The 16,815-nt window shown below is 32.2% G+C and carries 14 protein-coding genes; 9 read left to right on the top strand and 5 right to left on the bottom strand.

The genetic code is table 11. The features are described from left to right. Positions 1-52 precede the first annotated feature (52 nt). The 8 genes from treC (at position 53) to GYM75_RS11615 (ending at position 7,311) form a co-directional block, all read left to right on the top strand. Positions 53-1,747 (top strand): alpha,alpha-phosphotrehalase, encoded by a 1,695-nt coding sequence (treC, locus tag GYM75_RS11645; RefSeq protein WP_220216088.1) that lies wholly within the window; start codon positions 53-55, stop codon positions 1,745-1,747. 318 nt (positions 1,748-2,065) lie between these two features. Then, positions 2,066-2,248 (top strand): JAB domain-containing protein, encoded by a 183-nt coding sequence (locus GYM75_RS11640; protein WP_220216087.1) that lies wholly within the window; start codon positions 2,066-2,068, stop codon positions 2,246-2,248. A gap of 44 nt (positions 2,249-2,292) precedes the next feature. Further along, on the top strand, positions 2,293-2,427 hold the full coding sequence (locus tag GYM75_RS12335) for a hypothetical protein (RefSeq protein ID WP_255556774.1): 135 nt from the start codon (positions 2,293-2,295) through the stop codon (positions 2,425-2,427). 254 nt (positions 2,428-2,681) lie between these two features. Continuing rightward, entirely contained in the window at positions 2,682-3,566 is an 885-nt protein-coding gene (locus GYM75_RS11635; RefSeq protein WP_220216086.1) for a sce7726 family protein, read from the top strand. After that, on the top strand, positions 3,527-4,462 hold the full coding sequence (locus tag GYM75_RS11630) for a sce7725 family protein (RefSeq protein WP_220216085.1): 936 nt from the start codon (positions 3,527-3,529) through the stop codon (positions 4,460-4,462). The genes GYM75_RS11635 and GYM75_RS11630 overlap by 40 nt, the downstream gene beginning before the upstream one ends. A gap of 589 nt (positions 4,463-5,051) precedes the next feature. Beyond that, positions 5,052-5,882: a PAAR domain-containing protein gene (locus tag GYM75_RS11625; protein ID WP_220216084.1), complete on the top strand. Its 831-nt coding sequence runs from the start codon at positions 5,052-5,054 to the stop codon at positions 5,880-5,882. Then, on the top strand, positions 5,869-6,315 hold the full coding sequence (locus GYM75_RS11620; RefSeq protein WP_220216083.1) for a hypothetical protein: 447 nt from the start codon (positions 5,869-5,871) through the stop codon (positions 6,313-6,315). Before GYM75_RS11625 ends, GYM75_RS11620 begins: the two co-directional genes overlap by 14 nt. A gap of 291 nt (positions 6,316-6,606) precedes the next feature. Next, positions 6,607-7,311, top strand: coding sequence for a JAB domain-containing protein (locus tag GYM75_RS11615; protein WP_220216082.1), 705 nt, complete (start codon positions 6,607-6,609; stop codon positions 7,309-7,311). A 4-nt stretch (positions 7,312-7,315) separates the two neighbouring features. Here the strand turns inward: GYM75_RS11615 and GYM75_RS11610 are convergent, their stop codons facing one another. Beyond that, positions 7,316-8,278 (bottom strand): hypothetical protein, encoded by a 963-nt coding sequence (locus tag GYM75_RS11610; RefSeq protein ID WP_220216081.1) that lies wholly within the window; start codon positions 8,276-8,278, stop codon positions 7,316-7,318. Between the two features lie 42 nt (positions 8,279-8,320). Further along, positions 8,321-10,183 carry an ATP-binding protein gene (locus GYM75_RS11605; protein WP_220216080.1) on the bottom strand — a complete coding sequence of 621 codons (1,863 nt, stop codon included), beginning with the start codon at positions 10,181-10,183 and terminating at the stop codon, positions 8,321-8,323. A 406-nt stretch (positions 10,184-10,589) separates the two neighbouring features. Here GYM75_RS11605 and GYM75_RS11600 point away from each other — a divergent pair, with 406 nt between their 5' ends. Further along, the gene (locus GYM75_RS11600; RefSeq protein WP_220216079.1) at positions 10,590-11,987 is read left to right on the top strand and encodes an RtcB family protein; all 1,398 of its coding nucleotides are present in this window, start codon (positions 10,590-10,592) and stop codon (positions 11,985-11,987) included. Positions 11,988-12,125: 138 nt separating this feature from the next. On the opposite strand, the gene GYM75_RS11595 is transcribed toward GYM75_RS11600, so the two are convergent. From GYM75_RS11595 to GYM75_RS11585, 3 genes are read right to left on the bottom strand one after another with little or no spacing between them, the layout of a single operon-like run. Next, positions 12,126-13,871, bottom strand: a complete 1,746-nt coding sequence (locus tag GYM75_RS11595; RefSeq protein ID WP_220216078.1) for a hypothetical protein — start codon at positions 13,869-13,871, stop codon at positions 12,126-12,128. Then, positions 13,872-15,212 carry a restriction endonuclease subunit S gene (locus tag GYM75_RS11590; protein ID WP_220216077.1) on the bottom strand — a complete coding sequence of 447 codons (1,341 nt, stop codon included), beginning with the start codon at positions 15,210-15,212 and terminating at the stop codon, positions 13,872-13,874. Then, positions 15,212-16,813 (bottom strand): N-6 DNA methylase, encoded by a 1,602-nt coding sequence (locus GYM75_RS11585; protein WP_220216076.1) that lies wholly within the window; start codon positions 16,811-16,813, stop codon positions 15,212-15,214. Before GYM75_RS11585 ends, GYM75_RS11590 begins: the two co-directional genes overlap by 1 nt. Between the last annotated feature and the right edge of the window lie 2 nt (positions 16,814-16,815).

The following is a 16,815-nucleotide window of genomic DNA, read 5'->3' as shown; positions in this document are numbered from 1 at the left end:
GTTCTATTATGGAACGGTTAATTTATAACAGATGAATAATTAAGAGCAAACAATGAATACGAAAGAAATCCCTTGGTGGCAAAATGGAACTATTTATCAAATCTATCCCAAAAGTTTTCAAGCCAGTGGTACTGGTTCAACGGGGGATTTATTAGGCATTATCAGCCGATTGGATTATCTTAAAAATCTGGGCATTAGTGCGATTTGGTTAACGCCAATTTATCCCTCTCCGCAAGTTGATAATGGTTATGATGTATCGGATTACTATAATATTGATCCGGCTTATGGCACGATGGAAGACTTTGAATTATTGGTTAAGCAAGCGCATGAACGTGATATTCGTATTATGATGGATATGGTATTTAACCACACGTCAACAGAGCATCCATGGTTTAAATCCGCCTTAGATAAAACCAGTCCTTTTCGATCGTTTTATATTTGGAAAGATGCCAACGCTGACGGATCAGAACCCAACAATTGGCGGTCAAAATTTGGCGGTAACGCTTGGCAGTGGCATGAGCAATCAGGACAATACTATTTACACCTGTTCGCAAAACAGCAAGCTGATCTTAATTGGGAGAATCCAACCGTTCGCCAAGAGATTAAAAACGTCTGTCAATTTTGGGCGGATAAAGGCGTCGATGCATTAAGGCTGGATGTGATTAATTTGGTCTCTAAACAGCAAGATTTTCCAGATGATATCCAAGGGGATGGACGAAAATATTATACAGACGGCCCCAAAATACACGAATTTTTACAAGAGTTAAGCCGAGATGTTTTTCAACCTAATGGTTTAAAAACAGTGGGCGAAATGTCATCAACTACATTAGAAAACTGTCAAAAATATGCCGCATTGGATGGCAAAGAGTTGACCATGACGTTTAATTTTCATCATTTAAAAATTGATTATCCAAATGGGGAAAAATGGACGCTGGCTAAGCCCGATTTACTTGAACTCAAAAAAATACTTGGCTATTGGCAAAAGGGTATGCACGGAAAGGCGTGGAATGCGATTTTCTGGTGTAATCACGATCAACCTCGCATTGTGTCACGTTTAGGTAATGAAGACCAATACCACAACGAATCGGCCAAAATGCTGGCGATGATTCTTTATGGACTACAAGGCACGCCGTATCTTTATCAAGGTGAAGAGATCGGGATGACCAATCCCCATTTTACCCATATTTCGCAATATAAAGATGTGGAAAGTCTTAACATCTATCAAGAAAAAATTGCCGAAGGTATGTCAGAGTCTGACATGTTAGCGATTCTTGCCAGTAAGTCACGCGACAATAGCCGAACGCCAATGCAGTGGGATAACACCGCCAATGCCGGATTTAGCCAAGGTAAACCTTGGATCGAGGTGGCAAACAATTATCCAAAAATCAATGTTAAGTCAGCGCTTGACGATCCCAATTCCATTTTTTATTGCTATCAAACTTTAATTAGATTACGCAAAACCTATCCGATCTTTATTTTCGGAGACTATAAAGATCTAACGCCTGATGTTGCTAATTGCTGGTGCTATGTCAGACATTGGAATAATCAAACGTTACTTGTAATAGCCAATCTGACCGAAAATACGATTAAATGGCAATTACCTAAAGCGTTAGAAAATCGTCATTGGCAAAGATTGCTAGCTAATTATGAAAACCAAACTGTATTAAAGCCAGAAATGGTGTTACAACCTTATGAGGCAATGTATTGGTTGCATCTAAATAGTGAATCGGTTGTATCAGGTTACTAAGATATACGCTAAATAATTTTGTTTTATTGAATTAAAAAATCGTTGAGCGAATTAGGTAGTAAGAAAATGCCAACACTTGTGTTGGCTTCTTGACTGAAACGCCATAATAAGTTGTTCATCGAAAGTTGTGGATAGTTCATATTGGTCATCAATTCCGTTATGTTAGTTAATCAATAGACATTCTAAATCACGTTAAATAATTGGTAATATGTGTAAATCTAGCTTTCCTGTTATAAAAAACTGGTAATCAGAATGTCAATTATACCAACTAGATGATTGGGATGAATCAAGCTGGTTATATTCTGTACATAGAACTGATTGAACTATAAATCGGTCGACGTTGAACCGATGAATGTATTTCGTATTGCAGTAATGAAAAACGCTTCACACGTGATATTAGTTCATAATCATCCGTTAGGATCATTGACATCGTTCGAATTATATAAAAATATTACCGATCGCCTAATTCAAGTCGACCGTATTTTAAATATCGACACCTAATTATTACCACTAAATCCTATATTAGCTTCCGCAGTACTAAATTTATGGACGAAGTAGAACAAAGTCTAAAATATGTCCCGACTTATCAAATCATTGAAAGCATCCGTAAAGAAGAAAAATTGATTGCCAAAGAGAAGTTGGCGGTTGAAAAGGAACGTCGAGAAAAAGAAGAAATTTAAAATAAAATATTGATTAATGCTTTGTTAGAAAAAAGTGTTTCGGTTGAGAATATTACTAAAATTTTGGTAATTGCAGTGAAAGCAATGTATAGGGTTGTTAATAAACGGGATAGTTGTAAAAGTTTTAATATTGAGTTAACCTTTTTAAAAATGGAAAAATTAACTTTTGATTTTATTTATAGTAACCTTATGCTAGAGAGCACATAATTAATCATTATTGTGCTCATTATTATTTAATAATGGAAGAGAAAATTATGTTAACAAGTAGAGATGCTATGAAATTGTTTACAAGTCAGGCTATTTCCTTATTGGCTAAGAATGATTATTCTCTTCTTAATAGGACAATTCACGAATATCTTATATCACCAAAGTTTCCACTTAAAATTTCAGAGCTATTTGATTTGACTCTTTATCAAACATCGAAAGATTATAAAGGTGAGTACTTTTATAAAAATATTATAGCTCAAAAATTATTTTTAAATCGTCATGGTGAAAAAGCTACAATGTTAGCTGAATTTAGAGTTGGTGCGAATAAAGCTGATTGTGTCATTTTAAATGGAGTATCAACTTGTTATGAAATAAAAAGCGAATTTGACACTTTAAACAGATTACCTGAACAATTATCTTCTTATACAAAAATTTTTGATAAAGTAGTTGTTATTTCTGCTAATAAACATCTTGATAAAATTTGTGCTTTATTACCTCAAAATGTTGGTCTTTTAGAGTTAACCGAAAGAGGAAGAATTAAAGAAATAATTAAAGCTAACATACTTAGTACGCCCATTGATCCTAAAATAATGTTGCAATCACTTAGAGTTCAAGAATATAAAAATATTGTTGAAATTTTTTTTGGTTTTTTTCCAAAAATGAAAAATACAGAAATATTTGATTATTGTTTAGATAAATTTTATGAAATACCAGCTGATAAATTAAAGGTATTATTCAGAGAAACTTTAAAAAAATACCGAGCAAACGACTTTAATTTTATTAAACAATTACCTAACTCTTTAATTTCATCTGCTATTTGCTATAATATAACAAAAAATGAGCAAAACAGCTTATTAGATATTTTAAATAAATATGTAGATGAGGAATATTTATGTACTTTCCAGTCATGCGAGGTAAACAAAACGAATTAATTGCACTTAAAGAATTAGCGCCTTATGTTTATCATCAAAATTTTAAACCTATCATAGAACCTGTACGAAGTAATCTTATTCAGCTTTTAAAAACAATTCAAGACCTGAACAAATATAACATCGTCCCACTTGTAATAATTAATCCTTGTATGGGTGATTTTGAGAATAAAGACATAAACCTGATTAATATGTTAGTAAGCAATTCACTAGAATTAGACATAAATTTTATCCCATGTGTTAAAATAAATAGCTCAGCTGAAAATTATAAAAATATAATCGATTCGATTGATTTTCAAAAATTCTCAGAAAAAGCTGTTTATATTTATGATGATATAGATCGAGATAAGATTAATCTTTTAACACAAATTAATTATGTAATTATAAATAGATATACGCCAATCGCGATAAAGGAACAATTAAAAAATATTAATATAGTCCTAATGGACGATCCATTTCAAAAAAGAAATAAGAATGCTGATTATGGTAATAAATCGTTTTTTTCAGATTTACACATTTCATTTAAAAAATCTCATTCAAATGTAATTGGTTTTGGTGATTATACGATTGTTGGCGATAATTATTCAAAAAATGGTGGTCCCGCTTATGTAGTTACAATACACCTTTCCTATATTGATGAAGAGCATGATTCCATGTATGTTATGCATTTTTCTTCTGAAGATGATAAAACACCAACAAATCCAGGAGGAAAATTTATACAAGCTTTAGAAAAAGTTATTCAATTATCAAGTTCGCCTAAAAACCCATTTATTAAATCTAAGGGAATACAGTCATTAAAATTATTATATAGAGATAGACATTATCCTGGATTAGGCGTTATTAAAAAAATTTCAATGAAACATCATATAGAAACGATTTGTGAATATTTGGATAGATAATTATCAACATGACTACTTATCTTTGTTTTATAGAATAATATTCATCTAACACGATCTTATTTAGAATCATGGTGCTTTAAAATTTGGCAATTTAAAATCGATATTAGTAAATATTGGATAGAAAACGTAGGATTACTCCTCGATTTTTTTGTTGGATATGGTCATCAAAAATAATATTATCTAGCTTTACTCTACAACGCCAACTATGTCACCCGATACTTCAAATTCGGCTATTTTAATCCACTTTTGAGCATCAATAATCGCTTGCTCTCGGATATTTTGTTGTTTGATGATGTCTAGGACAGGTTATATTGGTATATAAACGGTATTTTAAAAATAATTAGGAGACTATACCGTTATAGTCTACTTTTTGGAAAATTAAACCTTCATGCGATTTAAAATTAAAAATTAGCTATTTTTTTAGCTGTCAGCCATATTAGATGGTAACGTTTGCATCGCTCTACTTAGCTATAGTTTGTTAACACCGCCTATTCTTATCCTCTATTAACCCAATAAAATAGTGTTGCCATTCGGTTAATTAATGCAATATAATCAATTATATGTTTAAATATTCAACAGATAAATCATTATGAGTAAACGGATAGCCGTTCTAGGTGATACTACTACGACTGGTGGCAAAATCATTTCAGCATCGGATCAAAGTTTTTGTGCAATTGAAGGTGTAGCTTGTCTTGGGGATTATGCCTACTGTCCTAAATGTAAAAGTACTGGAAAAATTATAGAGGGTGCTGATAATTTTATCGTAGCGGGTAAACCTGCTGCTTATGATGGTTGTATGATTGCATGTAAATGCTCTCCAGTCGGTTATAATAAGATTATAGCAACAAAAAGTACTATATTTGTTGGTGTAAAAAATCCAAGTAGTCATTTTGCTACAATGACAAATACCTTTGTAAAAAATGACCTATATAATAATTTAAGCAATGAAGTAGAAAAAAATAGTCAGCAAGATGTAGAGGCTTATTTATTTACTACAAGATGGGACAATTTCACACAATTCGGTACACATTCTGCACTTTATATTCATATCAAAGGTGAAACTCCTTTAATTTTTGATCCCAATGGCGATTACATGCGACAATATCGAGGACAAGCAGAAGCTTTTTATGATGATGGAGACATCCCTTTTTCAATAGAACAATTTATCAAATACCATGTGGAAGATGGTGATTATGTTTCTCAACGTGAAATCACTTTAACACGAGAGCAAGCGCTGAATATTGAAAAAAGAATTATTAATGGTAATTATGCGACTTTTATTGGTTTTTATTGTGCGCGTGCCGTTTCATCTGTTTTAGATGAATATGGTCTACAAGAACTTTATTTGTTACCAGGCTCTTTGGAAGAAGCAGTAAAAGAAATTGAAGATAAAAAAGGACAAACTAGTGAAAACAATTAATATTATGATTATATTGATATTTAATGTTATTGGAGCATTTATAAGTTACCAATGGTGTTATTCCTTAATTATAAGAAAACATCATCGTTTTCCACCAGAATCACATTATTTAATATTTTATGGTTTGTGTTATTTTTGTTTTTTTATTATTTCAATCGTGCTTTTAAAAAAAACAAAACGTCCTACAGGATTAGTAATTTATGGCGTACTTATTGGAGTGCTGATTAACTTTATATTAGCGGTTCTCTATATATTAATTATGAGTGGCGGTTATGATAAATCATTGTTTAATATTGAGTTTATCATGGGTGTTTTGTGTGTGACATCACTTTTCACCCTTAATTTTATAATTTATCCGGCAATTTTATTATGCTGTCATTATTCTATTGGTGGGATACAAAAAATATCAAGTAAGCTTGCTTTAAAGCAATAATCATTTGTCCGAACTAGTCAAGAAATCGCCCAACTATTTTAAACTGTTGAACTTATTAGATTGGATTGTTGATATTGAATTATCCGCTGTTATTTTAGGCGTTATTATAATAAAAATTAGTAAAATTAGAATCCAAACTAAAATGCTAAATAATTTTTATTGTAGTTTACGATGAACCTATCAGGCAAACATAAAATAGTTATCATAGGTATGACCAAAATTAATTAACTACTGCTAAGTCTAAGAAAAATATGCTATATTATTTTTTAAGTGATTTTACAAGGTGATAAAATGGATATTAAATTAACCAAGCATGACAAACGCTATATTGAAAGCACAGACGATGTCTACAGCATTATGCAACGTGTGTTATTGCGTGATAACCAAATCGACCAAGAAAAAGAACATCTTTGGATGATTGGCATGAATCAAGCTGGTTATATCCTGTATATCGAACTGATTGCGCTTGGCAGTTATAAATCGGTCGATGTTGAACCGATGAATGTATTTCGTGTTGCGGTAATGAAAAACGCCTCACGCGTGATATTAGTTCATAATCACCCGTCAGGAACGCTGACGCCATCCGAAGCAGATAAAGATATCACCGATCGCCTAATTCAAGTTGGCCGTATTCTAAATATCGGCCTAATCGACCACCTAATCATCACCCCAAAATCCTATATCAGCTTCCGAAGTACTAAACTTATGGACGAGTTAGAACAAAGCCTAAAGTATGTCCCTACTTATCAAGTAGTTGAACGCATCCGTAAGGAAGAAAAGTTGATTGCTAAAGAGAAGTTGGCGGTTGAAAAGGATAAGACGAAAACAGCTCAACAAAAAGCAAAAGCGGAAAAGGAACAAAAAGAAGCAGCGCTTGCACAAGCCAAGGCATTAGCAAATGCGTTATTTAATAAAGGTGTTGATATTGAAACTATTGCAAAATTAATGGAAGTTACTCCGAAAAAAGTTAAGAGGATTTTGGGAAAACCAAAATAACTTTTTATTCTCTATCCCATTTATCTTTTTTATATGAACAATAACTGCATAATCCGTCCAGTTCTTGTTCATCTAAGGATAATTCTTCCTCACAATATATACATGTTATATATTCCAATTCATAATGACAGGCCAAGCATAATCCCTCATCAAAAGAAAATGAACCATTACCACACTCAGGACAAATGCCTGTTTCTGGTTCTCCACCTTGAGCAATATTATAATGGCTGTTACCATATAAAGCATCAGTAATTGATGAACCTATAACCTCCAGATATGAAGATTCTTCACCGCAACCCCTACATAAAAAATCAGGATCTTCTACTGTGTTATCATCAACAACTTTAATTAATTCTGAATCACATTTTGGACATCTCAACTTATCAATAGCACTTTTTACTTGGCTATATCGCCAAAAAGCAGCTTTTAGATTATCTAAACATTCCTTTCTTTCTTGAGCATAAATATTTGAAATATTTAGCATAACTTTCCAGCATTCTTGACCTAATAACTCAACCGGTTCTGTTTCAATATAAGGGCAAAATTTAATGATCAGATGAAAGGCCTTAGTAATCGCTTCTTTTATTTGAGATTCACTTTTTTGTATATAATAATGCTCAATATCATTGCGAATTTTCTGCAATGAATTTAAATAATCTTGATTAATTGAAATATTTAGTGCTTTAAATCGATCTTTTATTTCTTGCACATCAACCGTTTTTTTACCTACACCTTTCCATGAAACAACATCTGTTTCAATATTTATCTGAGGGATAATTTTTGTTTTAATAAGTATTTCATCTGAACCATCAGGGCTCATTTGCTGTAATTTATATTTAAATAAAAGAAGAACTCCTGCATAAATATTTCTAATTGATGATTGAATCCTGCGGGAATCATCTACAATACACTCATAATCTTCAATTCCAATTTGAATAGATGCTACAGCATTATCTAAAATAGACATATTGTATTCCTTTTTATAAGAAATTAGATCTAATAAATTGATTTAATTAATAGAATTATTTATTAAAATATTTAAAAAAGTTTTATTCCTTGCAACAGCATCAGCAAAAATGCTATTTGATGAGACAAAGGTTACATGAGTCATTGAACCTGGTAAATAACCATAATACATACATCCGTTATTACTAAAAACTTTAGTAAATGCTCTATTTTTCATAACTCTTTCAATATCTACATCATCAGCTTTAAAATCACAGATAATATAACAATAAAAGTTATTTATATTACTAACAATTTTTTTGAGTGTTTCTTTATATTCATCAATCTGATCGATTGCAGAGGTTTTTTCTTTATAATCAATATTACCTTTCTTAAATTCAATCAACACAACATCTTTAAGCAACTCACTATCTTCAGGGCTATTGTACAAAATAAATAGGTCAGGCCTTTTTTCTGATGTACAATTAGAATCATTACCTATTTCTGCATTGATTTTTTTGATTGTGATATCGGATGCTGTGTATGCATAAGACATAAATTTATCATCCAAAAGCCATACGCAATTTTGATACAAGTGATCTTTATTATTTTCAGTTTTATCATCAACTACAACGCTAGTTTTCTGTGGGAAAAATAAGTTATGCAAAACATCCTCATTTTCTTGTGAATTAGTCAAAGACAGCCCTTTTTTAGCAACTAAATCCCTATGAAAGATATATTTTGCAAGCTCATGTTTATTTTGCTCAGCCACTTCAATCACTAATTCATCAGCCGAAATATTAGGCTGATCAAGTAACATTGCTAATCTATCTTCTTTTTGATTTATTTTATTTCTATATGCATCAATTATGTCTTTTTCATTAAAACTTAGATTATTAACATCAATACCATCCAAATTAATATAGCCATATCTTTCTTTTAATTTTTTTAGTCTAGCTTTATTCTCCTCCTCTAGATTAGGCTCATTTTCATGAACGATATTTAAGCATGTTTGCTTTAATTCTTGTTCAAAATTATTATTCGGGATATTAGATAACATATCTGCTTGAGTAAAATAATCATTAGATTGAAAGTTAAACTGTGTTCTCTCTGGGTTGGCATGTTCATCAAAGAAATCTGATGTAATCGCAAAGATATATTGAGTACGAAAATTATCAGATATTACTATTGGTTTAACTTGAATATTATTAGCACAATAATATATTCTAATCCCCTGTTTCTCTTTATTTTGAAATGCATATACAGTAAATTTGCAACCATTATTTACATGGTCTGTTTCCTTTAAACAATGAATATCATTGCTTTTTATTTCATCATATAACTTATTATTGACCATGAAATTAATAGAAATATGTTTTTTGGTTTCTTGCTGTTTTAAAAATAACATTAAATTAAATTTTTCTTTCACAAAATTAACACAAGAAGCAACTTGTGTTTTACGATGTTTCAAATTTAAGTTATTTAAATATATTTTTGTGTATGCATTTTGAGCATCACAATCACTTATTTTAATATTCTTCTCATCAAACTTATCTGTAAAATCAAATTCAACATATTTTTTTTCATTTGAGATGCTTTCAACGTTAATAGTTGAAGCTATTTTTAAAAATGAAATTCTCCCAATTCCTTTTCCTCCAATATTTTTCTTATGATCTGTTGCTATCTCAAGAAAGGCATCAATATTTTTCTGGGTTAAACCTTCACCATTATCTTCTATAATTATTTCACGCAAATTACCACGACTTGATGTATCACCATCTAACGCTTTTTCATACTCAAATTGGAGATTAATATTGATATTAGTTGCATTTGCCTGTATGGAATTCATTATGGCTTCTTTTAAAACATCATTAACTGTAACATTTTTATAAAAATGAGATGCAAACCCTGTGACGTTTATTTTCATTAGAATTATCTTCATTACTTAAATTTGCGTTCATAATAACCTTAATGTAATTAAACAACAATTAACAACCGTTCAAAATATAATCATAAAAATTTTCATGCGGTCATCACTGCATCAATATCTTTGTATGCCATTGTGATTTCATCAATCACGTTGGCAATCTTTTTGGCACCCAACATGGGTAGTTTGATTTGGGAAGAATAAATCAATCTTAATAAAAATAACTTATCTTTTTAAATTTCCGAAAATGCCCTTTTGGGCTTTAAAAATTATACTGAGTCACTTTACAACCCCATAAACTTGGTATAGAATTCGCCCGCTTTCCTGAATAGTGCTGCTGCAGGAAAACAGTAATTATCTTCTCAATTTGAGGAGACGCTTTTTTATTGTTTTCTAGGTGGCTATTATGTCTACATTTTCTCGTTTACAAAAACGTTTGTCCCGTCTTGGGATTGAAAGTCATTTTAATAATGATATTTATACTTTAAATAAAGAAAATACATCTGCTCAGATTTTGTTACCAAGTCCATTGCCATTAGAGCAAAAAGCGGTAGAACAGCTTCTGAACTTTGCATCAGTGAACGTCCCTAATAGTGTAGGGAAAGTTTGCATGGCTCGTGCTACACCCGATTTTCATCCAGGTGCGGTTGCGCCTGTTGGTAGTATTGTTGCAACTACGCAGGATTTAATTATTCCTGCAGCAATTGGTACTGATATTAATTGCGGTATGCGGCTTTTTACCACCGGTTTAAGCTTTGATCAGGTGTGTGAACAAAAATCGACAATTATTGCACAATTAAAACGTGTGTTATTGCAAGATGAACGCGATGTACCTGTTACACCGCAATCTTTTCAAGCATTATTTGATCAAGGTCTTGCAGCATGGTTATCGGAGTTACCACAGCAAGGTTTGTGGAATTCAGTTAATTATGAACGGTTACAAGCAGAGCTTGATAAAATATCGGGTAATCATTTAATTAAGGCAGATAGTCAGTATGCACCTGAAGCCTTTTTTGAAAAGCGCGATATTATCCGCCCAGCGAGTTTAGGTACTGTCGGATCTGGTAATCATTTTGTCGAGTTACAAATTGTTGATGATATTATCGATCGACATTTAGCTTATCAATTAGGTCTTGAAAAAAATAGTGTCGTCGTCATGATTCATACCGGATCGCGTGATGTTGGTTTTTACATTGGTCAGCGTTGGCAAGATAAAGCAAAAGCTTTATGGCCGACTAATGAAAAGCAACCAAAATCAGGATTGTTTGGTTTAACAGATAGTCACGCACAGGCCTATTTACAAGCTATGGGCGTTGCTGCCCGTTATGCTTGGATTAATCGAATTGTGATTACCGAATTGATACGTAAATCGCTTTCAACTATTTTTCATCAAGATAATAGTCAACTCGTGGTCGACATTTCGCACAATATCATTTTGCCTGAACATGAGATGAATATTCATCGTAAAGGGGCGACGCCTGCTTATGCTGGTCAGATAGCTTTAATTCCAGGTTCAATGGGTGATCACTCTTATGTAGCAGTGGGTAAAGGCCATGCTGATTGGTTATGGTCTTGTTCACACGGTGCTGGTCGAGCAGAAAGACGACAAGCTATGCGTAGCAAAAAAGTCGAATATGATAAGGTTAATTTGCAATGGCAATGTATTACCTTAAAAGAAGAACGCCTACGTGAAGAGTCTCCTACAGCCTATAAACCTATCACACCTGTAATTGAAGCACAACAAAACGCCGGTTTGATTCAAACAGTGGTTAAACTTAAACCGTGGGTTACGTTTAAAGTATAGCCATAAAGTCAAAATTACACCGACTTAGGTCGGTGTGGTTTAATTTTGCTGTTTTGACGTTGATTTTCCTTCAGCAAGGAAGGACTTTTTAGATACCTGCTTGAAATATAAAATATCTAGTCATAAATTTATTGATAACTAATTAAAATAAGGGGCTATACAATCTAATTTTATATTATTTTTAATTATTTTGTTGAAAATGACGGTTTGTGAATGGCTATATATTGATAACTCTAGGTATTCTTTACTAATTTTGAAACTCGAATTAATATTATTATTCATATGACTATGTTCTTTTACCGCATTCAGATCGGCTAAATCAATCGGCAATTCTTTTATTTTTTCACCACGATAATAGTGATCTTTATCTATTTTTGTATATACGCTACTCCCTTTCAGTAGGTTACGCAAGGTGTTCCATTCATACAAGGTTATGCTATTTTTTATACAAAAATCGAAATCTTGCATATTATGAATTAATATAAAACGACTATTTTTAGAGAAATCATTTTTTCTTATATAAGATTTTGTTAATGGAGTATTTTGAAATGCGGTGATAAGTTGCTGCTTGATTAAATCATCATTGATAATTTCCCTCAGAGCTATTAACTGATTAACACCTTTTTCAAGGATTTCACTACTAAATGTGTTTAGTTCATTTCTAAAGTTAGTTGTTAGAAAATTTACCGTGTGTTTTAATTGACAAAAATAAATAAGATCTGTTTTTTTATCATATATAACAACATCGACATCATAATTAGCGATCCTATTTTGATATTTGTTAGTTCGTTTAAAACCTTGACCAATAATAAATCTTTCTTGATCAAGCTCTTTGCGCAAATAAGGAATTAAATAGTTAATTTCAAACCATTTTTGATGTGCTCTTAACGATTTATCTAACAATGATTTGGCGTGAATATTGAACATGTAGTAAAGATTGAAATTTTTTAAGTTAAGCCAATCATTCACCTCCGTTCTTTCTAATACTGTATTATAGAATCCAGTTCTATTGTCAATATCGGCAACTAAGTTGTCAATTTCATTTTGATTAAACCTAGCTTTGAGAATATCCGCATTATGAATTTTGACTGGTTTTAATTCGATTTTATTTGGTGTTGAACAATGATGAACTAAATAGCAATATAAAAAAGTTAACAGTTGGGCTCGATTAAAAAGTTGTTGGAATGAATAAGAAAGCGACGTATCAAGATATTTGATATTAATGGATAAGGTTTTATCGATTAAATGGTTAGTAATATTTTTCAGTGGTTCACTATTTTTCTGTAATTGAGGTAGTCCGAAATTCGTGGTTAAATGATAGAGAGTTGAATAATCTGATATACGACTAAGTTGGTTGCAAAAAGTTCTAAACTGTTTTATTAAATAAGCATCTAAATAACATTCTTTAATTTTGAGATGAAAATGTTTTGAATTATCGATAGGTTGTATAATTCCCGCCACCTCATATACTGCGATGGTCGCATAAATATACAAACCGACTAATGTATCTTGCCCTTGTGATGATAATTCATCAAAGTTAAGGTTAGCTTTTTCGAGATCTTCCGAAATTATTTCTTTGTACAAATTTAATTGCGCTAAGAAATTTGCTTCTTCACCTGTGTTGCTATCATTAAGCTCTAAATAAATTCCACAAATATAAGTTTGGTAGTAATTAAATTTAGTTGTATTAAAAACAAAATGTAACACAGACTGTTTATATCGTTTTACTATTTTTGCTAATGATTTACTAACATATTTATCGATTAATTTATTCGAGCATTGCCAAGGTGAATATAATAACCCTTTAAACAAGGTGTTGATTTCAGGGTTATTATATTGCTTATTGGTGATTATTTCCAGCAAATCAATTTGTTCTTGACGCATTTATTTTTTCTTTTTGTTTTTATTGTTTTGCGCGCGCTCAACCTGAATTTTTTCAAGTAAGGATGCCGCTGAATTTTCACCCGTAATTAAATCAACATTTTCAGCGCGCCATTGTGCGGTTAATTCACCACGAAACGCTTTGGCTAAAATTGATTGAGGTAAATGATTCACTTTTTCTAAAGCTGTATTAACCTGTTGTTCAATTTTATCAGCATAGGCAAATAATTGTTCTACACGACGGACGATTTCGATTTGTTCTTCTAGTGAAGGTAACGGTATATTTAAGGCTCTAATTGAAGCCTGGTTAATCGTATTTTGTCCTGCACTTGTTGACAAACTATTCTGTAAATATAAACGTCCCTCCCCATTATTGGCCACAAATAATAAATATTTAGAAAGGATTTTTTTTTCATTTAATCGTAATCTTATAAAATGATCACAAAATCCTTCAATTTTTTTTTGTAATGAATACTCGATAAATCTTCCAGCTAAATCGACACTGCCGTTAACTCGAATAACCAAAATATCACCATTTTTTAATGTAAATTTCTCTATTTCTTTATCTGTTAAAACAATTTTCCGTTCATTCCCAAATACTCGACATGCATTTTTAAAATCTGCTAACCTTAAAACAGTAATCTCTTTACCATTAGTCCCTTTTCTTTTGGATAAACCATTTGTTGAATCTAAAATTAAATTGCCTAATATCGCTGAAATCCAACATTTATCATTTTTTCTCCAATCTTCCGTTAATTTACCACTCACGGCATCCGATAACACTGACTGCCGAAACTGTTTTAGAAGTTCAGGAATTTGTTCAAGGCGTGATTTTGTTTCTTGTACTTGGGCTAGTAATAAATTAAGTTTTTCAGCTATGATTTTTTGTTCATTGAAAGGTGGTAGTAAAAATACAAACGAATTAAGATCATCTTTATTAAATCCATTTTGAGCTGAACGAGATAATAATCTTAAGGATGCTTGAAATAATTCTGATTCTAAGTATGCTTTCAAAAATCTTCTATCTAAATATTTACCAAATAATACTTTAGCTAAAGCAACATTATAAGCACCTTTCATTCCAGTACAGATACGCCCTAAAGATGCCCCGTAACGTCCTATTAATACATCATCTTTATCACATAATTTTAATTTAGATGTTATTGGTATAAATGTTGGGACAGGTTTGTCGCCAAAATCTCGAATTTGAAGAAGGCGTATATAGCCTTCTTTTACTTGATCTACAAAATTAGATTTTGGTGGTTGAGTACCACCTTGTATATCCAAGACATCAGTAAATTTAGTAACAATCCAACCTTCAGGTACAAGAAGAATATCGCTCATTATTCAGTTTCTCCCAAAGCACTCAACAAACTCTGCAACTTATCCAAAGCAACTATTAACTCATCTTTAGCTTGCTTGGCGAGTATGGCTGGTTCTGGGAGTTTGGTTGCATCCACACTATTTTTATCTTTTAACCAACTGATATCGAGTGAATCCTGTTTTGTGTAAGCAATCCAATCGCGGCTAAAACAGCGCCATCTTGATTGTGCTAGTTGATCATTAACGTCTAAGTTTTCTTGACTGGCTGACGAGTCTGCTTCGATATCATCTGAACTGAATGACCATTCACCTTCCTGTCTTGGGCTGGTGCCGTCGGGATTGATACCATAAACGGTTTCAAATGGTTGTAAATATTGCTCAGTAAATGGTGTACGTTTACCAAAGTTTGGCATATTGGTACGCAAATCATAAACCCAAACATTTTGCGTACAGTTTTCTTGTTGTAGTTTGTCTGTTACTGAGCCCTTAGTGAAAAATAGCACATTGGTTTTTACACCTTGGGCATAAAAAATCCCGGTCGGTAAGCGTAGTATTGTATGTAAATTACATTTATTCATTAAATCGCGACGAATATCAGTCCCTTTACCCGCTTCAAACAATACATTATCAGGCAATACCACGGCAGCGCGACCACCGGGTTTTAAATTACGGTAAATATGTTGTAAAAAAGCTAATTGCTTGTTGGTGGTTTCATAAGTTAAATCTTTACGAGTAATACTGGCATCGCCACCTTTACTGGTACCAAATGGTGGATTAGCGAGAATAATATCCGCAGGTTTTAGGTCTTGCCCAACTTGACCAAGTGAATTGCCTAATAAAATTGCACCATCATTACCGCCTTCTATACCGTGTAATAAACAATTCATTAAGGCAAGTCGACGAGTATTTGGTACTAATTCAACACCAATAAACGCTTCGTTTTTTTGAAAATCAGCATCTTTAGCATCAAGATCATAATAATCGTTGGTTTGTTGCCGTAAATACTGATCTGCTGCGACAAGAAATCCTGCCGTTCCGGCAGCAGGATCTTGGATGATATGTTTTATTTGTGGTTTAATACACCGCACCATACAATTAATCAGTGGTCTTGGCGTAAAATACTGACCAGCACCGGATTTTGTTTCATTGGCATTTTTTTCTAATAATCCTTCATAAAGATCACCCAGCCCATCCTTTTGAATACTAAACCAATCAATTTGATCTAATGTTTTAATCAATTGCTCTAAATGCCGTGGTTCTCGTAATCGAGTTTGTGCATCGTCATAAATGGCGCTTATTAATGGGTCATTATGTACTGTCACTTCAATGTATTGTTCTGGATTTTCAGGATCGATTTCTTGACGCTTACCTGTTGATAAGGCTAATAAGATGGCTTTATAATCATTTAATAGGGTAATACCTGATTTATCATTGAGATTAGTCCAACGACACCCAACAGGTAAAGGATGTTTTTGCAAAATCCCTGCTTCGGTATTTTCATGTACCATTTTAATAAATAATAAAAGTACTAATTCAGTTACATAATCTGAATAGTTAATACCATCATCACGCAATACATCACATAAATTCCACAGTTTTTGTACAATATTGTTATTAGTCATTT

The organism is Gilliamella sp. ESL0441 (assembly GCF_019469185.1).
Taxonomy (GTDB): Bacteria; Pseudomonadota; Gammaproteobacteria; order Enterobacterales; family Orbaceae; genus Gilliamella.
Note: the sequence above shows the minus strand (reverse complement) of the source record. Positions and strands in the feature narration are given on the sequence as shown.

What these genes read in the sequence shown, in the direction of transcription:
- treC (WP_220216088.1), top strand. Translation starts at nt 53, where the DNA reads ATGAATACGAAAGAAATCCCTTGGTGGCAAAATGGAACTATTTATCAA.
- GYM75_RS12335 (WP_255556774.1), top strand. Translation starts at nt 2,293, where the DNA reads ATGGACGAAGTAGAACAAAGTCTAAAATATGTCCCGACTTATCAAATC.
- GYM75_RS11635 (WP_220216086.1), top strand. Translation starts at nt 2,682, where the DNA reads ATGTTAACAAGTAGAGATGCTATGAAATTGTTTACAAGTCAGGCTATT.
- GYM75_RS11630 (WP_220216085.1), top strand. Translation starts at nt 3,527, where the DNA reads ATGTACTTTCCAGTCATGCGAGGTAAACAAAACGAATTAATTGCACTT.
- GYM75_RS11625 (WP_220216084.1), top strand. Translation starts at nt 5,052, where the DNA reads ATGAGTAAACGGATAGCCGTTCTAGGTGATACTACTACGACTGGTGGC.
- GYM75_RS11615 (WP_220216082.1), top strand. Translation starts at nt 6,607, where the DNA reads ATGGATATTAAATTAACCAAGCATGACAAACGCTATATTGAAAGCACA.
- GYM75_RS11610 (WP_220216081.1), bottom strand. Translation starts at nt 8,278, where the DNA reads ATGTCTATTTTAGATAATGCTGTAGCATCTATTCAAATTGGAATTGAA.
- GYM75_RS11605 (WP_220216080.1), bottom strand. Translation starts at nt 10,183, where the DNA reads ATGAAAATAAACGTCACAGGGTTTGCATCTCATTTTTATAAAAATGTT.
- GYM75_RS11600 (WP_220216079.1), top strand. Translation starts at nt 10,590, where the DNA reads ATGTCTACATTTTCTCGTTTACAAAAACGTTTGTCCCGTCTTGGGATT.
- GYM75_RS11595 (WP_220216078.1), bottom strand. Translation starts at nt 13,871, where the DNA reads ATGCGTCAAGAACAAATTGATTTGCTGGAAATAATCACCAATAAGCAA.
- GYM75_RS11590 (WP_220216077.1), bottom strand. Translation starts at nt 15,212, where the DNA reads ATGAGCGATATTCTTCTTGTACCTGAAGGTTGGATTGTTACTAAATTT.
- GYM75_RS11585 (WP_220216076.1), bottom strand. Translation starts at nt 16,813, where the DNA reads ATGACTAATAACAATATTGTACAAAAACTGTGGAATTTATGTGATGTA.